The sequence below is a fragment of the Affinirhizobium capsici genome, assembly GCF_977018625.1.
In genome coordinates this window covers 719,645-736,104 of sequence record NZ_CDRNXD010000004.1, presented here as the reverse complement: position 1 = coordinate 736,104, position 16,460 = coordinate 719,645, and the positions used below count along the sequence as shown (strand labels likewise).

Here is a 16,460-nt window from a genome sequence, read left to right as displayed (position 1 = left end):
TAGTGCGCAGCAGCTATTATACAAGCGAGTATCTGGAGATAGCGAAAGTTTAGACGGCCAGTGTGGGCTGCTCAGCCAGATGCGCCGCAGCACGAAAATCCCTTCCATAGGAGAGTCGCTTGCGTTCACAGCGTTCAGCATCAATTCCACAACGATTGAGGTGAAACAGGCCGTCTGCGTAAGTTCCGGTGGCAACAGCGTCACCCTCCTCCGCAGCGATATCGACCTCTTGTATGAGAGTGTGCAGAAACTTCATCATTAACGCGCCCTCCTCAACGAATTCCGCCGCCAGAAACGGCCGCCATCAGGTTACGTTCCACTCCATTCAAAAATAGTTAATGTTAACCATAGTCAACGAAGCGAATTCGTGCCAAAGTTGCCGTAGCTAATTCGAAGCAACTGAATTAGCAATTTTGTTCATATGCGGAACATTCGCGTACAAACCAGAAACTGATTTTGGTTGCCGCAACTTTATCCACAGCTTCTCCACAGTAGCGTACACATATGAAAACTCTGTGAAGTCTTTGTTCTGAAATGATAGATGCGCACTTTCACGGCAGCATGTAGATAAAGTGCTATTCAGAACATGGGGGATAAACCGAAGAAGAACGAAGCGGAGAAAACGCACGGCGAAAGAATTTTTGTCGCAATCTTCGGTCATGATGATTCGCGTGATAGGAGGACACGATGATGGAACGGGAAATGACATATCAGGAATTAAAAAGCGACCCGTTGATCGCACTACTGATGCAGGCAGACGGGGTCGCGCTGGAAGATCTGGACGAGCTGCGCCGTCGGGCAACAGAGCGGAAGCTCATGGAATTGCAGACGGCACTGCAAAAATCTCATGCAGATGATTTTTATCGCAGATTGGATCAATCCCTAGTCGCACGCCACATGGCGCGTAAGGCACTGACCTGAGTGCTTGCAATTGCAACGCAAGCCCGTTTTGCATCGGTGGCCAACTCGCCTTAGAGGGTAAGGCTTTTAGCTCATTCACTTGGCGCGAGAGCACCCGGTTAATTTGGCACAAGCTGCACGTTCGTCTGATTGGATCAAACCGATCCAAAGGTTTACGTCCGGTATTCTAATTTGTCGTCCCTGCCTCGCCGGTCTCATCCACATCTTGCAGGCGGACGAACTGAGCACCGCGCCTTTGCAGGGCTTGAATACCCTTTACCACGCCAGCACCCGCCTCATGTGTCGGCTGGTTGATATGCGCGATAATGACATCTCCATCCTTGGCTGCCGCGAAGCGCTTTTCCGCCATACTCGCTCCAAGCAATGAGCCGCCATCTCCATTGATTGAGTATCCCGCGACTTTGAAGCCCATTGCTCTGATCTGGCGTATGGAACCTGCATCATACTTCGCAGTTGCCCCACGAAACCACTGAGACGGCGCAAAGCCAGCCGCCACAATGGCCGCGGCTCCATTGGCAACTTCCTTGTTCACTGCCTCCGGCGAACCCGCCGATGCAATACCGTAAACCGATACGGGAATATCAATGGCCGGTATGTGATTCTCGCCATGGTTCTCGATATCGAAAAGATCGGGATGAGCTTTCAACACGCCAATGGCAGGGCCATTCCGCTTGAGCCATCTTGCCGTCACAAAAAGAGTGGCCGGAATTCGTTGCTCCACGAGGAATGAGAGTATTCGCTCATCGGCCTGCCCCATACAGGCATCAAAGGTTAGCGCGATTCGCGGGCGCAGCGATGCAGCTGGCAGCTTCAACCGCAATTTTGGCTCTACGAGGTGGGGCAAACCTGCCTTTTCAACGGGCAACGACACCCGACCACCAATAGACTGAGCAGGCGTGCCTGTAGCAGGCAAAATCTCTTGCGCTAAGGCCGGGAACATAATCATGGGCATCAGCATTATGGCGGCAAGATTGGTCTTCATTTTGAGCCGAACTTTAATGAGTAACGCTTTTCGCCCTGGTCGCCATACCATGATGGCGGAAATACGTCTTAAAGAATTCTTAAAGTGTTCCATTTTGGGACAAAACCTAATGTTCATAATTATTTATCATGCACGCCCTCCAAATTGATGCGATACTCGTATAAGAGTTGTTCATCCTCGACCGTGCGTGAGGTAAACATTTTTAATATGTCTCATTTTGGAGCATTAGCAGAATGAAGTCTGCGACCAAAACGGGGGCGATCGATAGAGCAAGCGGAGTGTACCAATGCTCATGGATTTTTCAGTTACAGAAAGCGTTTTGATGCCGCACGAGCTGAATATGCTTCAAGGTATATTCGATGGCTCGGTAAAGCGCTTTGGTTATTGCAAGAACGGGGTCGAAGCACGCATCCTCGCTACGACCATGATTGATCTCTACCGCCGGGGCTTGCGGGACGAAGAAAAGCTAAAAGTGCTTTTCGCTTCATAAATGCGTAGCAGTTTGCCGGATGACCTCGACGCGGCCACTCTGCGTCGAGATACCGTTGCTTACTTTCAACAGCACTTTTTCAGGAAACCGCTTCCACAGCGACAACCAAAACTCACTGCAAGATGGGCTTAGACCGAGCAACGTTTTGAGACTGCCGAGCGGCTGGACATTGCAAAACCGACCTTGGTGACCGGTATTCTGAATAAATGGGGTAACACAAGGTGCAAGACCTTCCCAAGAGTGGGCGCTTCACCCCTTATGACAGCCGATTGGGTCAACGACGAAGCGCCACATTCGCTCACTCTGTCAGGCTGCCCTCGCCGGCCTCTGAGCCGCTCGGTTCGAACTCGACACTTTGAAATGCGAGATCAACTCAAACAGCTTCGAGGCTTCCTGCGCCAAGTTTTGCGAAGCGGCATTTGCCTCTTCAATTGACGCCGCGCTCCGCTGGGCCCCATGATCGAGCGAGTTGATGGAGGAAGAGACCTCATTAATTCCGAGGCTCTGCTCCTGGCTGGCCGTAGCGATTGCAGCGACATTGATATCAACCTGCTGCACTTGCTGCACTATCTCATTCAAAGCTTCCCCTGTCTTCTGAACGAGGGCCACACCTTGTCCGACGCTAGTCGATGATGTCGCAATAAGGGCCTTGATTTCTTTCGCAGCATTGGCGGATCGTTGCGCAAGCTCGCGAACTTCTTGGGCAACGACAGCAAAACCCTTACCCGCTTCGCCCGCACGGGCAGCCTCAACGCCAGCGTTCAGCGCCAGCAAGTTTGTCTGGAAGGCGATCTCATCGATAACACTAATGATATTTTCAATCTCGCGCGCGGATTTTTCGATATTGCCCATCGCAGTCGTAGCCTGTCCGACGATCTCTCCAGATGTCTCTGCCGCGTTTCTTGTCTTTGCCACCAGATCTTTTGCGTCTTTGGCGCGCTGACTTGAGTCCTTCACCGTTGTTCGTATTTCTTCTAGAGCAGCAGCGGTTTCTTCAACCGCGGCCGCTTGGCGCTCAGCACCTTTAGCGATGTCTTCCGAAACGCTGTGAATAACATTGGCATTCGTTGAAAGCAGCTCGGCCGAGCTCTGGATAGTCGTCACAATCTGATCAAGCGCACCTGCAGCCTCATTGAAATCCTGTCGTGTTTGCTCGAGTGCCGGGTCGACCGGATCATTGATACGAATGGCAAAATCGCCTTTCGCCAAACATCCTATGCCCGAGCTCAGCTTGGTAACAGCTTCCATACGAGAGGTGATGTCAGTCGCAACTTTCACCACGGCATACACAATGCCGCGAGAGCTGAAGACAGGTGTATAAGCGGCCTGTATCCAGACACGTTTGCCATTCTTACCTACACGTACGAAGTTGTCGGCAATAAATTCGCCCGCGCGCAGGCGTTCCCAGAATCTCTTGTATTCCGCGCTGTCCCGCAGGGATTGCTCACAAAACATACTATGATGTTTTCCAAGAACTTCCGCCGCAGTGTAACCCATGGCGTGTAAAAATTGGTCGTTGACGGCTTGCACGGTCCCATCAGGTAAAAACTCGATAATTGCCTGAGACTGGTCAATCGCGCGAAGCCGATTATTATCATGTAGCGCAGCAATCTTGGTCACTGTAATATTTGAAGCCAGCTTCAATATACGAGTCACCTTACCGCCGTGGAAAACGGGATTATAGGTGGCTTCGATCCAAATATCCTGCCCGTCTTTCGTCTGTCTTCGAAATTGACCGGACTTGGCTTTGCCTTGAGCAAGATCAATCCAAAACTGGCCATATTCAGGAGAATTGCGGATGGCATCCTCACAGAACAACCGGTGATGCTTGCCCACGACTTCATCTAGACGGTAGCCCAAGGTTTTGCAGAAGTTCTCATTGGCATCAATGACCGTGCCGTCAGGCTTAAACCAGATCATGGCCTGAGAATTCGAAATAGCGCCGAGATCTTCAGCCATACGATCCGCGCTCATAATATTCCGAATACCCATTGGGATCTCCTCGCCCATACAACTAAAAGGATATTCGCATCTGCGATTTAACGGACCATTGAGAGAGACCAACAAGAATCACTCACTATTTTTTGCAGGTCCAAGCTGACGAAATTCATAGTTTTTCGTCAATTGCGCAAAGCTATGCGATCTGAAGAGCACCCGCTCAAAATCCTTCCGAGGATGGCTAGAACCTTCAGGCCGAGAACGGGCATTTCACTAACGAGCGGCAACCACCGCGTCCCGAAACCGGCTTTGGACGACGTGGTCGCCAATTGAGAACTTGGGATTTGCCGCAAAGCGACAAAATTTTTCGAAAAACACAAGCAGATCGGATAGTTGCGAAAAATCTGACCGCCAAAATATTTTGGGATACTGTCCTTTAATTCCCTTTCGGAAACCGGACGCTGGCAGACAGCGATCTTGGAATTCGCAGCTATCTGAGCCGCAGCAGTATCACCCGTGTACCTTCTTTTCTTCGCGCTTCTGCCTTGCCAAATAGCGGCAACACAGGATTGGTGAAGGACTGAAATAAATGACCACAACAGTTTCCAATGTGAAGTCACGGAACGTTCTCGTGCTTGGCGCGGGAGAACTCGGCATGCCCGTCTTGCGCAACTTGGCCCGTCGCGCGAAGGCGATCGATGGAGCAAAAATCAGCGTATTGCTGCGTGCCAGCGCTGTCGAATCCGATGTGCCAGCCAAGCAGCGCGATGTCGCGGAAATCCGCGATCTTGGTATAAAAATCGTCCTTGGCGATCTGGTGAAGAGCTCAATCGATGGCTTGGCGAGCCTCTTCTCACAGTATGATACGGTGATCGGCTGCACGGGTTACGCGGCTGGGATCAACACCCCAATGAAGCTTGCCAAAGCTGCTTTGCAATCGGGCATTCCCCGTTATTTCCCGTGGCAGTTCGGCGTCGATTTCGAGGCCATTGGTCGAGGCGGTCCGCAGGATATCTTCGACGCTCAGCTCGATGTGCGCGAACTCCTGCGCTCCCAAACCAAGACCGAATGGGTCATCATCTCCACCGGCATGTTCATGAGCTACCTCTTCGAGCCAGAGTTCGGTGTCGTCGACTTGAAGAATGACACGGTTAATGCACTCGGCAGCTACGACACGGCGGTCACGGTGACGACGCCTGACGATATCGGTGTGCTTACCGCTGAAATCGTATTCTTCGAGCCGACCATCAGCAACGAGATCGTTTTCCTGGCGGGTGATACGGTCACGTATGGAGAGCTTGCAGACAAGCTTGAAGCAGGCTTGAAAAGGCCATTGGGTCGATCGGAATGGACGGTTCCGGTTCTGATGGAAGAACTGGCAGACGACCCGCAAAACATGATGCGCAAATATCGCGCCGCCTTCGGGATCGGGCGCGGCATGGCTTGGGATAAAGCCGGCACCTTCAACGTTCGCGAGGGTATCAAGGTGACGGACGTGTCTGATTGGATTAACGCCAACCTGAGTAGCAATTGACCCCTCTCAACACAGTGTTGAGCGCACGAGATGAGTTTGGTGAGCGCCGTGTCTTGGCGCTCACTCTTTGGGACAATCGGCCAGTTTCAGTTCCAGGTGTGTCAGAGCCGCTTTGGCGATCCCTCGGCATGCATTCAGCGTCAGAAGCTCTGCCAGGAAGGCTTTTCCGGCGGACGGGAATCGTAATTCTCGCGCGACTTGCGAAAAGCCTCGGAATTTTCGACGACCCATGTCCACAATGGGATCATCCGAATGAGGAGACCCATCCCCAGCTCTGTCAGTTCGTATTCCACGCGTGGTGGCATCTCCACGAGATCGTGGCGCGCGACCAGACCATCTCGTTCGAGTTGGCGCAGAGTGCGAGTGAGCATACGCTGCGTCACGCCGTGCATCCGCCTTCCTATATCTGCGTGGCGAAGCCTTCCATAAACGCCGAGAGTATGAATGACGCCGAGCGACCACCTGTTTCCCGCGTGGGTCAGAACCTCGCGCCTCACGCCATCCTCATCCTCGCGAAGGCCGTCACAAACTGCCTGAGAATAGGAAAGCATCTCTTCTCTGTTCATCACTTCTGCCTCCGGTAGGCATTTATCTCATGAGCATCGCGCGAATGACATCGATAGCTTCAGGTGCTTGGGACCTTCATAGGCTGAAATGAGGATTTGTTGTAGTAAGCAAGAAGGCAAAGCGCTTGGCCGACCACAGCCGGCATCTCTAAGCACTTCATGTCACCTTTTGACGCAAAGCAGCCATTCCTGATGCGGTTAAAACAGCAAAAACGAACGCCACGCTGCATAATTCCGATTTAGACGATATCGCCGCAAGAATGCAAAACCCTTAGTCCCTCTTCTCAGCAAGCTTGCAAGTGGATGACCAGTCCCAAGCGAATCTCCCTTGGCGTTTTCCCGTTTTTGTTTAATCTGAACTCGGAATTCAACATTGGGGGGAATAATGTTCAAGTCCGCATGCCTAGCGGCACTCTTGAGTGTCACACTACCTGTCACGGCATTCGGCCAGACTTCGCTGCAATTTGCATCGGTGGAGCGGGAGATACGACGCGAGCTGGCTAAAATTCAAAGGCTAGAAAACACCTGGCCGCGGGTGGAACGGAAATACACTGCTGCTGCCTCAAGGTATCAGGCAGCTAGCAGATTGGTGCGGCAATGCCAGCGCGGCACTTGGAGCGTGTTTTTCAAAGATATTTTCAAGGAACTTGATAGTGCGAGAAAAAAGCTGGAGGAAGCCAGAGCCGCGCTGAACGCAGCCAATAGATCCGCGACGAATGCAATGAGGAGCCAAAATAGGAGTCTGAGAATCCTGGAGGCGTCCTACGAAGGAAGGGTTCGCGACGCGGCTTACTGGGAAAAAATGAATACGGTGGTGGACAATTTGACGGCCAATTACGCCGATATCCTCACTGAGGTCGTGGTGCCTGGATACGATAAGTATGTCGAAGGCATCGATGAGATTTCTGAGAGCTACACCTACTCGGCGAAAGACTGCAACAGCGCACTTCCTTTAACGCCCCTTCGTAACCTCTTTAAATCGGTGCTGAGTATCGTTGTCGGCAAGATCTCTGTCGCCAACACGCTCGCCGATGAGATCCTTGAACTTGTGCCTGATAAATTCAAGAAAACCTGATTTGCACGAACCTGGCAGGAATTCTTCGAGCCACGCAACTTCCGTTTATCAAGTCTCGATTTTGACTTTTCGATCACGTCGTCAACAGCTGCAACACCCTTACGGCTTTACTAAAGCGCCCTGAATGACAAGTTAACCAGGCTGCGAATTCATGGATACGTACTGCGGACTTCCCTATGTCTGGATGACGGGCGATCAAGATAAGAATATCTCTTCTCGCGGACGTGAAGATTAGCGGCTGTTGTTTGCCACTATGAACCAGAATTTGTGGGAACAGACAGGATAATCTGAGAACACGCGAGAAGGGCTGGTTTTCCGGGCTATCCGCCTTCTCTATCGCCAGGCAGCACAAACAGCCCCAGACCCGTTTGACGACGGTTTCATAATTGGGTCTTATGCGATCCTGGCCTGCACCGCGCAAGCCTTCAAAAACCGGTACTCTCGCCGGGCGAGCCTTCAAACCCTTGAAAACAAACGATGACAGTCACCGACGAGCGGCAACCGCCCAGCCCCCGAAACCGGCTCTTTGCGACGTGTTGGCCAATTGAGAATTTGGAATTTGCGGCAAAACGACAAAATTTGCGAAAAACTAAATAAAATCAGTGAGTTGAGGAACTGAGTCGGGCGAAAAGATATTGGGAGGCCACCCGCGTCAATTCTCTCTCATTGCCTGGCGACAATCGGCCCGAACTCGCCAAACTAGAACTCGACTTTCCATTCCTCTCTTCCTGGGCACATCCCAGAACTCACGGCCTTCCTCCGCGTCGCTTTCGTAGAGACTGGCGAAGAAGGCGCAGAAGCTCTCTTCCTGTGGCCATACATGGTTGTTGTTGTATGTCCCCCCGTCACTTTGATAGTGAAGCCAGGGGAACACTTGGCCGTATGCTTCATCGACCAGCCTAGCCAGCATGGTTCATCAAAAGAGACCGCGAAAGTCGATGGCCGAAGCCGGAACTTCAGAGCCGGTGTCGATGCGCTCGCCGCCTTTCACATCAACGGTGGCGAACTCTATTCCTTTAACTCCCTGCCAATACATCAGTCGCAGGGCCAAACCGCTGTTGGTGACATGTGTTCTCCAAGCTCTCGCGCCGTCAAAGCCTCTAATATACTGGTCTTTTAGGCTAAAAGGATTTATTTGCCGATTGCATTTTCCAGAGATAATTTGACTGCATAGGTCACGAGTAGTGGCTGAATATCGACCATGTCCCCAGCACTCTACCTGCTTCAAACTATTCAAAAACTCAGAACCGATGGAAAATTTTGCTAGAGCATAGAAGTCACTTACCTCACCAGCCTGTCTCTGCAATGCAAGAGCACCCAGAGTGATTGACAGGTGAAGATCATGCGCTGTCTCTGCTCCGTACCAAAGCTCATCTGCAACATCTGCAGATATGAGGTCCTTAAGATGCGTAAACATTGATACGGGTGCCTGAACTTGCGCAGGCAATGGATCAAAAAGAGTTGGAGTCTTACCACCAGTTGCAGTCAGGGTTGACGTCACATTATATGCCGTATGGGGGCAGGAATAAAAAGCTGACCCAACGAAAAGGGGCCGTTGGACAGCACTTAAGGCAGCCGCAGTAGCAAACACTCTTTGCGTCTCTCTAAGCAAATCAGCAGGCGCGACCTCGGGCAGTGCAGGTTCAGCAACAACGCTGGCAACATCAAGCACCTCCAAAATATTTACTTCTGACGCTCGCGCACAGTGTTGAAAAAGCAGCTGATACCTCTGAAGCAGATCATTGGTTGAATAGATATGCTTTAGCTCCATAAGCTCCAAAAACTGATCGATTTGATCAAAATCGGGACCAAGATTGTTGCCCCACAGTAGTATTTCTGCTTCATCAGCAACAATCAGCATTAATGGAAACTCAGGGGCTACGATTTCTGAAAAATGGATAACCCGGTCAATTATCTCCTGTCCGGTTTGGGCATCGACAGCATAATTGGGCACGGCGAATAGCGCCGTATCAATGTATATCTTGTTCATTTTTTGATGTTTCTTGCTCTCTTGACTGCTGCAGCTTTGAGCAATCGAGCAACGTCCTGTTGACTTTGATCAAAGAAATCTTTGGGCCAATTAGATATCGCCCCGTATTCTGTAACTTGTACGGGCGTGATCTGGCTTTCGCCACTTTGCCTTTCGGTAAACAAGATGTTTACAAGTTGCCCTATACCGGCATCACTAGATAGAGCAATCCGGAGACGCAGTCGATCAATTAAGTACTCGCTATGAGTTTCCAAAATCATCTGCTTCCCATCCAGCGCGAGCGCGATAAAGAAATCCGCTAGCCGCGCCTGTACCCGTGGATGAAGATGCAGTTCTGGTTGTTCGAAGATCAGGACACTGCCGGAAGGAGCAAGCAAAGATGTCACAACCAATGGAAGAACCTGACTAACACCTACTCCCACGTTGGTTAAGTCATGCATGCGATTCATTTTGCCGTTGGAAACCTGCAGCCGATTTCCAAACACACCGCTATCGATCGCATTCACATCATCAGCAACTCCAAGATAATTTAGCCACTTAGACGTTGCTTCACGTAGATTTGTATCTAGTTTTTCGGCGTAGAGAAAGTAGTCGTCTTGAAAATCGTCGTGTGGAGGTAAATGGGTAGAAATCCCGACACCGCGATTCATTTGGAATACAGCAGCAGTGTGTTCACCTCTATATCCAACATCAGTACCGCTCTCTAATGCTTCAAGTGGATATACTGGTCGTGGTGCATCACGTAACGGCCCGAGGTATCGGACGCCTTTGCGGAAAAACTCTCTCAGATAGTCCGTAGACAGTTTTAATGCACGCGGCATGCCCAAATCAAAAGTCGTATCTGACTGAGTTTCAGCTAGCATCGTCTCTAGTAGCAGTGCCCGCAGCACCGTTTCATCATTTCGCTGTTCCTCCGACCTAAAAAGCAGACCGGCTAAACCTGGGGCGTCTCCGTAGAGCCGGCGCGCTATGTGCTGGCGAAGAGCGCTAGCCGTGACCGGAACTTTGAAATCAATGGCGCTTTGATTCTTGTTAGATAACCAGTAATTGACCGCCTTTAGCGTGGTGTCAGACACTTCCTGATCACTGAAGATGCTGCGTGCAGAAAGGCCTGCAGCAGGGTTGCTACACAAATAAGCCACCAACTCCGTTGCTTTCTGGGCGGCAGCATCAAACCTAAGCAATAGATACTCTGGCAAAAAATGTCGTGTGCTCCCCCCCACGACCTCCATCCGCGGACGCGAGGCCGCGAGTTGCTCCTTGCTGTTTTCGTCCACTTCTACAAAGAATCCGCCGAAATGCCTCTCAGAGGATCTTCCTGTTGTTTGCATATCAATGAATTGTGATTTTTGAACACGCTCGTCTTCAAAAAATACCTCTGTACGAGTACGCCTTAAAGAAATTTTCGCTTTAACAGAACCGTCCGACTCTTGGATAAAGTCTTGACCAATCTCCATTTCTATTTTGACAGATGAAATATCTTCGGTAGCAGTAGTGTGCATAGGGACTACTCCACTGCCGCTCCACTCACGAAATTCAACAGAATTATCAGGCTCTAGTTCGAACTCTAAGGAAACGTTCGCTCCTTCTGAGTCGAAATTTCTGACGTCAACGAACTCGCCCAGTCGAAGCAATGGACCATTTAATGCAACCCCTCTCTCTGGTGAACCATACTGAACGGTTTGCTTAAGTAGCAACATGCTTTGAATTATTGTGCTTTTCCCGCTGCTATTGGCGCCCGCAAGTATGTTGATCTTGCTCATCGGTAGGGACGGAGCCCCTTTGAACGACTTAAAATTCTGGATTTTCCAGTGTTTGAACATTTAGGGCTCTATATCTCGCGATGATCATCATTAAGGGTGTATGTGAAGGCAGAAAGTGAGCTACTCATTAATTCAAGTCGATCTTTGGCCTATGCCTCCTTCAAACCGCGTTAGATATAAACCTGTTTATCAACAGGATGCCTTGAGATTTAGCGCTGCGGGAAGTTGCATTTAGTAGACCTGCATTCCGTCATTCATCGCACCGGCATTGGCGCGTGGCCCGTAAACATCACACGGCCACCCACATTCAGCTCGTGGACGCGATCGGCAGTGAAGACCTCGGGTGGGTAGCCTGCGGCCTGGTTGTCTGAGGTGAGGTAGAGCTTGCCGTCCATTGACCAGCGGGCGCGCTTTACGAGCACTTTGTCCATGACGTTGAAGTGGTAGATGCGGCCGTCATCGACGTCTGTTTTTGAGGCGTCGATGATCAGGAGTGCACCGTCCGGGATAGTCGGCCACATTGAATCGCCGCGGGCTTCCAGGATGTAGCAGTATTCGGGATTTGCGCCGAGGTTACGGAGAAACTCGCGGCCGAAACTCACCTCGCCTACAGGCATTTGATCGACGGCAATCAGTCCGTTTCCGGCAGATGCTCTGGCGTCAAACTTAGGCAGCCTAACTAGGTCAACTGGGGCGACTTCCCTCCCGGGAGAGCCAAAATCACCTTCTCCAAACAGAAGCCAATGCGGATCGACGCCAAGGACATCGCAGATTTTTGCGATTTGGTGGAGGCCAAACGACTGCCGACCCTTCTTGTAAGCGGTCCAGGTATTGGCAGAGATCCCTAAGCGAGACGCAAAATCGCCCTCACTCCCCTCGCCTTTCATGGATAGCAGGCGCGCAATGACGCCTTCGTAGTCAAACGTGACGACCATGCGCAAAATCACAGTTTTTTGCGATCAAAGATTTGACGATCACAAATTTCTGCGATACCTTCTCCATAAATACGGACCAAGACACCCATGAAAAGGGAGGCCGGACAGGGCCTCCCTCATCACAACGAGGATCTACTATGCACCGGCACAAGCAGGCCGACAAGCAGACCACAACCGTGGTCGACAGAAAGATTCGTGAAATCACCACTATAAAGAGCAAGCTCTATGCGGTGGGTATCACCCTCCTCCAGATCGACCGCGATTATCAGCTTCCCAGAGGCACCGCAGGAACGACCCTTCGGGAGCCCAATGTGAAAGGGGAGCGGGCGATTGCTGCAGCTCTCGGCACAAGGCCAGAACTTCTCTGGCGGTCGCGTTACCACGCCTCCGGTCTGCGGAAATCACCTCAACCCCGCGAGAACTATGTCCGGCCCGCCACCATGGCGCAACGCCAAATCGAAGCGAGCGCTTAGACATGGAAAGCCCGCTCATTCCCTCTCGTTCTACCGCCTGCGTGATTGCAGATTGGTTCATGATCCTCTCCGTTGTCATTGCTGGATTGATCGCTGTTGCCTCTGCTCTCTTTTTACAGGTGACGGCATGATCAACCGGCACGATCACAAGGCGCTTTATGAAGCGCATCTGCATTCCTGCTATGCCGCGGTGCGCGAAGGTTTTCCGCATCTGGCAATCCGCGACATCGTGGAGCCGCCGCACCAGTGGTTTGATGCGGCGCTTGCGCGGCAGGTCGTCATTCATCTGATGGTGACGGAGTTCAAGTGGCCGAAGCGGCGGATTGTCGAGGTTGAGGATCGCTCTCGCGAAGCCATCAACCGCGCGCTGCGCACGATCGATCGGCGTTTGGAAAACCCACGCTTCAGCACCCATTACCGCGCCATGGCTGCACGGGCGCATTCCCTTGCCTTCCTGCAAACGGAAGAACAGCGGGAGATTGCGTGATGCCTGATTTAAAGCAGCTTGAGCTTTCCCAGATCCTGATTGGCCCCAGGCAGCGGCCTATTGACCGCGATTATGCGGCCGTGATTGGCGCTTCCATGAAGGAGCACGGCCAGCTTCAGCCTATTGTCGTGCGTTCCACACCAGCTGCGCAGCGGCCTTACACGCTCGTTATTGGCGGGCACCGCTGCACCGGCGCAGAGATCCACGAGATCCAGACGCTGGACGCCATTGTTGTGAAGGCCAACAGCGCTGAGGCGCAGATGCTGGAACTGGCGGAAAACCTGCACCGTCGGGATCTTTCCGTTCTGGATCGCGCCTATTTCGTGCAGGCTTATCGCGATCTGTGGGAGAGCAAGCACGGCAAAGTCAGTCCGGGACGGACAAATAGGATCAACTTGATCCAATTCTCACCAGAAGAAGCCAACGGCTTCACGCAAGCCGTCGCGGACAAGCTTGGACTATCAGCGCCCTCGGCAAAACGTCTAGGATTTATTAGCAGCAAGCTTCATCCCGATCTTCGGGCCTCCCTGCAAGATTCCCCGGCTGCGGATAACCAATCCCAGTTGCTCGCCCTCGCCAAGCTGGAACCGCAGAAGCAGCGGCAGGTTGCCGTTGCGCTGAAGGCCGAGCCTGATGTGAAGAAGGCGCTGGCCATTGTGGACCCTGCCCCTCGCCTGACGAAGGCGCAGGCGGATCAGGCCACGCTTCTCTCGCGCCTTGTCACCGCCTGGGAAGACGCCAGCGAAGAAACGCGCGCGCAGTTTCTCGAACATATCGGCCTCAGCGGCTCTGCTGATCTTCAGCAGATGATGGCTGACATCAAGAGCGAGGCGGCGTGATGGCAAAGCACCCTGCCCAACTGGATTTCTTTCTTGAACCGCTCTTTCCGGTTCGCTCGCCTGTCACCTCCATCGATCTCGACCGCTTCCGCTCCCGGCTGAAGCGGGAGATGGCCCGCGCTATTCGCGAATGCCCCTATTCCCGCGAGATCGTGGCCGTGCGCATGGCGCATTATCTCGGCTTGCCGAACCTCTCCAAGACGACGCTTGACGCCTACACCGCAGAAAGCAAGGCCAGCCATGATGTGAGCCTCGTTCGCTTCAAGGCGTTCGTGCGGGCCACCGGCGCGGTTTGGCTTTGGGATTTTGTGGTTTCCGAAGACGGTTTGACGTTGCTGGAAGGTGACGAGGCACGGCTTGCCGAAATCGCTCGTCTTCAGCAGGAGCAGCGCGAGCTTCAAAACCGGCTAAAGACCCTTCGCGCCACGCCCATCAACATCAAGCGGCGGGGGCTGTGATGGCAGGCGGGAGGAAATCCAAAGCAGCGCCAGCCGTGGTGGTGAAAGAGTTCTTCTCTGCCGCCGAACTGGCTGAAGCCAATCTGCCCGGTCTGCCGCGCGATGCTTCCGCTATCGACAGACTGGCACGTGCCAACTGGCGGGCAAACGAAAAGCTGGCGCGTCGTGTGCCCGGCAAGACCAAGCCTGTTTGGGAGTATCATTATTCCCTTCTGCCGCAGGCGGCGCAAACCCGGCTGCTGGTGGTTCACATGGCTCCGGCCAATGATGACCGCAACATCGAACGCGAGACGCGGGCGAAGCTTTGGCACACCTTTGAGACGCTTTCAAAAGACCAGAAATCCATCTGTGAAGACCGTTTGAAGGCGCTTCAAACGGCGGAGGATCTGGAGCGCAGCGGGCTGACCTCGAAGGCTGCCGTTGCCATGGCCTGCCGTCAGGTGGGCGTTGCCAAATCCGCGCTCTATGAGTGGCGCAAGATGGTGGCAGGCATTGCCCGCGAGGACTGGCTGGCGGCGCTTGCGCCATCCTACAACCGCGTTGAGAGCCAGTTTGCCGAATGCCATGATGACGCCTGGGAAACGCTGAAAAGCGATTATCTGCGCCCGGAACGGCCAAGCTTTTCCGCCTGCTATCGCCGTGTGGTGAAGCTGGCCAAATCAAAGAAGTGGTCACCCATTCCAAGCGAACGGGCGCTGCGCCGTCGCTTCGATCATGAAGTGCCGGAAGCCGTGCAGATTGCGGCGCGTGAAGGCCGCCAGAAACTGAAAGCGCTCTACCCGCCACAGCGCCGCACCCGTTCGCACCTGCATGCCATGCAGGCGGTGAACATGGACGGTCACCGCTTCGACGTGTTCGTGCGCTTCCCAGACAATCGCGTCGGGCGCGTCTACATGATCGCCTTGCAGGATCTCTATTCCGGCAAGTTCGTCGCCTGGCGCATTTCCGACAGCGAGAACAAGGAAACCGTTCGCCTCGCCATCGGTGACATGGTGGAGCGCTACGGCATTCCAGACATGATCACGCTGGATAACGGCCGCGCCTTTACCAGCAAGTGGATCACCGGCGGCTCCAAGACCCGCTATCGCTTCAAGATCAAGGAAGAAGATCCGCGCGGTCTGCTGACGACGCTTGGCGTCGAGCTACAGTTCACAAAGCCATTCTCGGGCCAGTCGAAACCGATCGAACGCGCCTTTCGCGATCTGACCGACGATGTGGCGAGGCACCCGATTTGCGCTGGCGCTTACACGGGCAACAAGCCGGACGCGAAGCCCGAGAACTACGGCGAACGAGCGGTTCCGCTTGCGACCTTCATCGAGCATGTGAACGAACAGATTGCTGAACATAACGCGCGTGTGGGCCGCAAGGGCGGCAACTGCAATGGCCGCAGCTTCGACCAGACATTCGAGGAGAGCCTTGCTGAACCGGGCACCATTATCCGCACGGCAACCGCTGCCCAGCGCTCTCTCTGGCTGCTGGCGTCGGAAGCTTTCAAGGCGCGCAAGCCGAACGGGGAAATTCACCTGCATGGCAACCGCTACTGGGCTCCGGCCCTCACTGGCTATGTCGGCAAGAAGGTGATCATTCGCTTCGATCCGGATCAGTTGCATAACGACATCAAGGTTTACGACCTCAACAATGTGCTGATCTGCGATGCGCCATGCGTTGAGGATGTGGGCTTTCACGACGCTGAAGCGGCCCGCCAGCAGGCCAAGGTGCTGGGCGATTACACCAAGGCCATCAACGCCCAGAAGGCCGCACATGTCGCGCTTTCCGCCCAGCAGCTGGCGGATCTTTACAGCAAGGTTGAGCGGGCAGCACCCGCACCAGCGCCCAAGCCGCCGAAGGTAACGCGCCTCGTTCGCAGCAACCTCGCGCCGAAGCCTCAGCCCATCGAGGACGGTGATTTCGAAGACAGTTTTTCCCGCGCGCTTTCCAGAGTTTCCGGGGCGCAGGCGGTCATTCCATTCCCGCAAGGGGATCGGTCCCGGAAGTAGTGCGCCTGGACC

The 16,460-nt window shown here is 53.3% G+C and carries 17 protein-coding genes; 10 read left to right on the top strand and 7 right to left on the bottom strand.

Annotated elements, in window-relative coordinates; genetic code table 11:
• Nucleotides 1–49: 49 nt before the first annotated feature.
• Complete coding sequence (locus tag AC0JZ1_RS06965; RefSeq protein WP_471881689.1) at nucleotides 50–259, bottom strand: hypothetical protein; 210 nt, start codon at nucleotides 257–259, stop codon at nucleotides 50–52.
• 428 nt (nucleotides 260–687) lie between these two features.
• Here AC0JZ1_RS06965 and AC0JZ1_RS06960 point away from each other — a divergent pair, with 428 nt between their 5' ends.
• Nucleotides 688–921 (top strand): hypothetical protein, encoded by a 234-nt coding sequence (locus tag AC0JZ1_RS06960; protein WP_471881688.1) that lies wholly within the window; start codon nucleotides 688–690, stop codon nucleotides 919–921.
• A gap of 166 nt (nucleotides 922–1,087) precedes the next feature.
• On the opposite strand, the gene AC0JZ1_RS06955 is transcribed toward AC0JZ1_RS06960, so the two are convergent.
• Complete coding sequence (locus AC0JZ1_RS06955; RefSeq protein ID WP_471881687.1) at nucleotides 1,088–1,903, bottom strand: polysaccharide deacetylase family protein; 816 nt, start codon at nucleotides 1,901–1,903, stop codon at nucleotides 1,088–1,090.
• Nucleotides 1,904–2,189: 286 nt separating this feature from the next.
• Between AC0JZ1_RS06955 and AC0JZ1_RS06950 the strand changes: the two genes are divergently transcribed.
• Nucleotides 2,190–2,393 (top strand): hypothetical protein, encoded by a 204-nt coding sequence (locus AC0JZ1_RS06950; RefSeq protein ID WP_471881686.1) that lies wholly within the window; start codon nucleotides 2,190–2,192, stop codon nucleotides 2,391–2,393.
• Between the two features lie 306 nt (nucleotides 2,394–2,699).
• Here the strand turns inward: AC0JZ1_RS06950 and AC0JZ1_RS06945 are convergent, their stop codons facing one another.
• Entirely contained in the window at nucleotides 2,700–4,385 is a 1,686-nt protein-coding gene (locus AC0JZ1_RS06945; protein ID WP_471881685.1) for a methyl-accepting chemotaxis protein, read from the bottom strand.
• 535 nt (nucleotides 4,386–4,920) lie between these two features.
• Between AC0JZ1_RS06945 and AC0JZ1_RS06940 the strand changes: the two genes are divergently transcribed.
• Nucleotides 4,921–5,865 (top strand): aromatic alcohol reductase, encoded by a 945-nt coding sequence (locus AC0JZ1_RS06940; RefSeq protein ID WP_471881684.1) that lies wholly within the window; start codon nucleotides 4,921–4,923, stop codon nucleotides 5,863–5,865.
• Between the two features lie 140 nt (nucleotides 5,866–6,005).
• Here the strand turns inward: AC0JZ1_RS06940 and AC0JZ1_RS06935 are convergent, their stop codons facing one another.
• Nucleotides 6,006–6,431, bottom strand: coding sequence for a winged helix-turn-helix transcriptional regulator (locus tag AC0JZ1_RS06935; protein ID WP_471881683.1), 426 nt, complete (start codon nucleotides 6,429–6,431; stop codon nucleotides 6,006–6,008).
• A 385-nt stretch (nucleotides 6,432–6,816) separates the two neighbouring features.
• Here AC0JZ1_RS06935 and AC0JZ1_RS06930 point away from each other — a divergent pair, with 385 nt between their 5' ends.
• Nucleotides 6,817–7,506, top strand: a complete 690-nt coding sequence (locus tag AC0JZ1_RS06930; protein WP_471881682.1) for a hypothetical protein — start codon at nucleotides 6,817–6,819, stop codon at nucleotides 7,504–7,506.
• Nucleotides 7,507–8,422: 916 nt separating this feature from the next.
• Here AC0JZ1_RS06930 and AC0JZ1_RS06925 read toward each other — a convergent pair.
• The 3 genes from AC0JZ1_RS06925 to AC0JZ1_RS06915 form a co-directional block, all read right to left on the bottom strand.
• Nucleotides 8,423–9,496: a hypothetical protein gene (locus AC0JZ1_RS06925; protein ID WP_471881681.1), complete on the bottom strand. Its 1,074-nt coding sequence runs from the start codon at nucleotides 9,494–9,496 to the stop codon at nucleotides 8,423–8,425.
• On the bottom strand, nucleotides 9,493–11,319 hold the full coding sequence (locus AC0JZ1_RS06920) for an AAA family ATPase (RefSeq protein ID WP_471881680.1): 1,827 nt from the start codon (nucleotides 11,317–11,319) through the stop codon (nucleotides 9,493–9,495). The genes AC0JZ1_RS06925 and AC0JZ1_RS06920 overlap by 4 nt, the downstream gene beginning before the upstream one ends.
• A 194-nt stretch (nucleotides 11,320–11,513) precedes the next feature.
• Nucleotides 11,514–12,194 (bottom strand): XRE family transcriptional regulator, encoded by a 681-nt coding sequence (locus tag AC0JZ1_RS06915; protein WP_471881679.1) that lies wholly within the window; start codon nucleotides 12,192–12,194, stop codon nucleotides 11,514–11,516.
• A gap of 137 nt (nucleotides 12,195–12,331) precedes the next feature.
• Between AC0JZ1_RS06915 and AC0JZ1_RS06910 the strand changes: the two genes are divergently transcribed.
• From AC0JZ1_RS06910 to AC0JZ1_RS06885, 6 genes are read left to right on the top strand one after another with little or no spacing between them, the layout of a single operon-like run.
• Nucleotides 12,332–12,667 carry a helix-turn-helix domain-containing protein gene (locus AC0JZ1_RS06910; RefSeq protein WP_471881678.1) on the top strand — a complete coding sequence of 112 codons (336 nt, stop codon included), beginning with the start codon at nucleotides 12,332–12,334 and terminating at the stop codon, nucleotides 12,665–12,667.
• A gap of 2 nt (nucleotides 12,668–12,669) precedes the next feature.
• On the top strand, nucleotides 12,670–12,798 hold the full coding sequence (locus AC0JZ1_RS06905) for a hypothetical protein (RefSeq protein WP_471881677.1): 129 nt from the start codon (nucleotides 12,670–12,672) through the stop codon (nucleotides 12,796–12,798).
• Nucleotides 12,795–13,154, top strand: a complete 360-nt coding sequence (locus AC0JZ1_RS06900; RefSeq protein ID WP_471881676.1) for a hypothetical protein — start codon at nucleotides 12,795–12,797, stop codon at nucleotides 13,152–13,154. The genes AC0JZ1_RS06905 and AC0JZ1_RS06900 overlap by 4 nt, the downstream gene beginning before the upstream one ends.
• Complete coding sequence (locus AC0JZ1_RS06895; protein ID WP_471881675.1) at nucleotides 13,154–13,993, top strand: ParB/RepB/Spo0J family partition protein; 840 nt, start codon at nucleotides 13,154–13,156, stop codon at nucleotides 13,991–13,993. The genes AC0JZ1_RS06900 and AC0JZ1_RS06895 overlap by 1 nt, the downstream gene beginning before the upstream one ends.
• Complete coding sequence (locus AC0JZ1_RS06890) at nucleotides 13,993–14,451, top strand: hypothetical protein (RefSeq protein WP_471881674.1); 459 nt, start codon at nucleotides 13,993–13,995, stop codon at nucleotides 14,449–14,451. The genes AC0JZ1_RS06895 and AC0JZ1_RS06890 overlap by 1 nt, the downstream gene beginning before the upstream one ends.
• Nucleotides 14,451–16,448, top strand: coding sequence for a transposase domain-containing protein (locus AC0JZ1_RS06885; protein WP_471881673.1), 1,998 nt, complete (start codon nucleotides 14,451–14,453; stop codon nucleotides 16,446–16,448). Before AC0JZ1_RS06890 ends, AC0JZ1_RS06885 begins: the two co-directional genes overlap by 1 nt.
• The last annotated feature ends 12 nt before the right edge of the window (nucleotides 16,449–16,460 follow it).

Bases quoted from the DNA above. Each gene is read 5' to 3' on its own strand.
- AC0JZ1_RS06885 (WP_471881673.1), top strand. From the start codon at position 14,451: ATGGCAGGCGGGAGGAAATCCAAAGCAGCGCCAGCCGTGGTGGTGAAA.
- AC0JZ1_RS06955 (WP_471881687.1), bottom strand. From the start codon at position 1,903: ATGAAGACCAATCTTGCCGCCATAATGCTGATGCCCATGATTATGTTC.
- AC0JZ1_RS06900 (WP_471881676.1), top strand. From the start codon at position 12,795: ATGATCAACCGGCACGATCACAAGGCGCTTTATGAAGCGCATCTGCAT.
- AC0JZ1_RS06935 (WP_471881683.1), bottom strand. From the start codon at position 6,431: ATGAACAGAGAAGAGATGCTTTCCTATTCTCAGGCAGTTTGTGACGGC.
- AC0JZ1_RS06965 (WP_471881689.1), bottom strand. From the start codon at position 259: ATGATGAAGTTTCTGCACACTCTCATACAAGAGGTCGATATCGCTGCG.
- AC0JZ1_RS06940 (WP_471881684.1), top strand. From the start codon at position 4,921: ATGACCACAACAGTTTCCAATGTGAAGTCACGGAACGTTCTCGTGCTT.
- AC0JZ1_RS06920 (WP_471881680.1), bottom strand. From the start codon at position 11,319: ATGTTCAAACACTGGAAAATCCAGAATTTTAAGTCGTTCAAAGGGGCT.
- AC0JZ1_RS06895 (WP_471881675.1), top strand. From the start codon at position 13,154: ATGCCTGATTTAAAGCAGCTTGAGCTTTCCCAGATCCTGATTGGCCCC.
- AC0JZ1_RS06960 (WP_471881688.1), top strand. From the start codon at position 688: ATGATGGAACGGGAAATGACATATCAGGAATTAAAAAGCGACCCGTTG.
- AC0JZ1_RS06930 (WP_471881682.1), top strand. From the start codon at position 6,817: ATGTTCAAGTCCGCATGCCTAGCGGCACTCTTGAGTGTCACACTACCT.
- AC0JZ1_RS06950 (WP_471881686.1), top strand. From the start codon at position 2,190: ATGCTCATGGATTTTTCAGTTACAGAAAGCGTTTTGATGCCGCACGAG.
- AC0JZ1_RS06915 (WP_471881679.1), bottom strand. From the start codon at position 12,194: ATGGTCGTCACGTTTGACTACGAAGGCGTCATTGCGCGCCTGCTATCC.
- AC0JZ1_RS06925 (WP_471881681.1), bottom strand. From the start codon at position 9,496: ATGAACAAGATATACATTGATACGGCGCTATTCGCCGTGCCCAATTAT.
- AC0JZ1_RS06945 (WP_471881685.1), bottom strand. From the start codon at position 4,385: ATGGGTATTCGGAATATTATGAGCGCGGATCGTATGGCTGAAGATCTC.
- AC0JZ1_RS06890 (WP_471881674.1), top strand. From the start codon at position 13,993: ATGGCAAAGCACCCTGCCCAACTGGATTTCTTTCTTGAACCGCTCTTT.
- AC0JZ1_RS06910 (WP_471881678.1), top strand. From the start codon at position 12,332: ATGCACCGGCACAAGCAGGCCGACAAGCAGACCACAACCGTGGTCGAC.
- AC0JZ1_RS06905 (WP_471881677.1), top strand. From the start codon at position 12,670: ATGGAAAGCCCGCTCATTCCCTCTCGTTCTACCGCCTGCGTGATTGCA.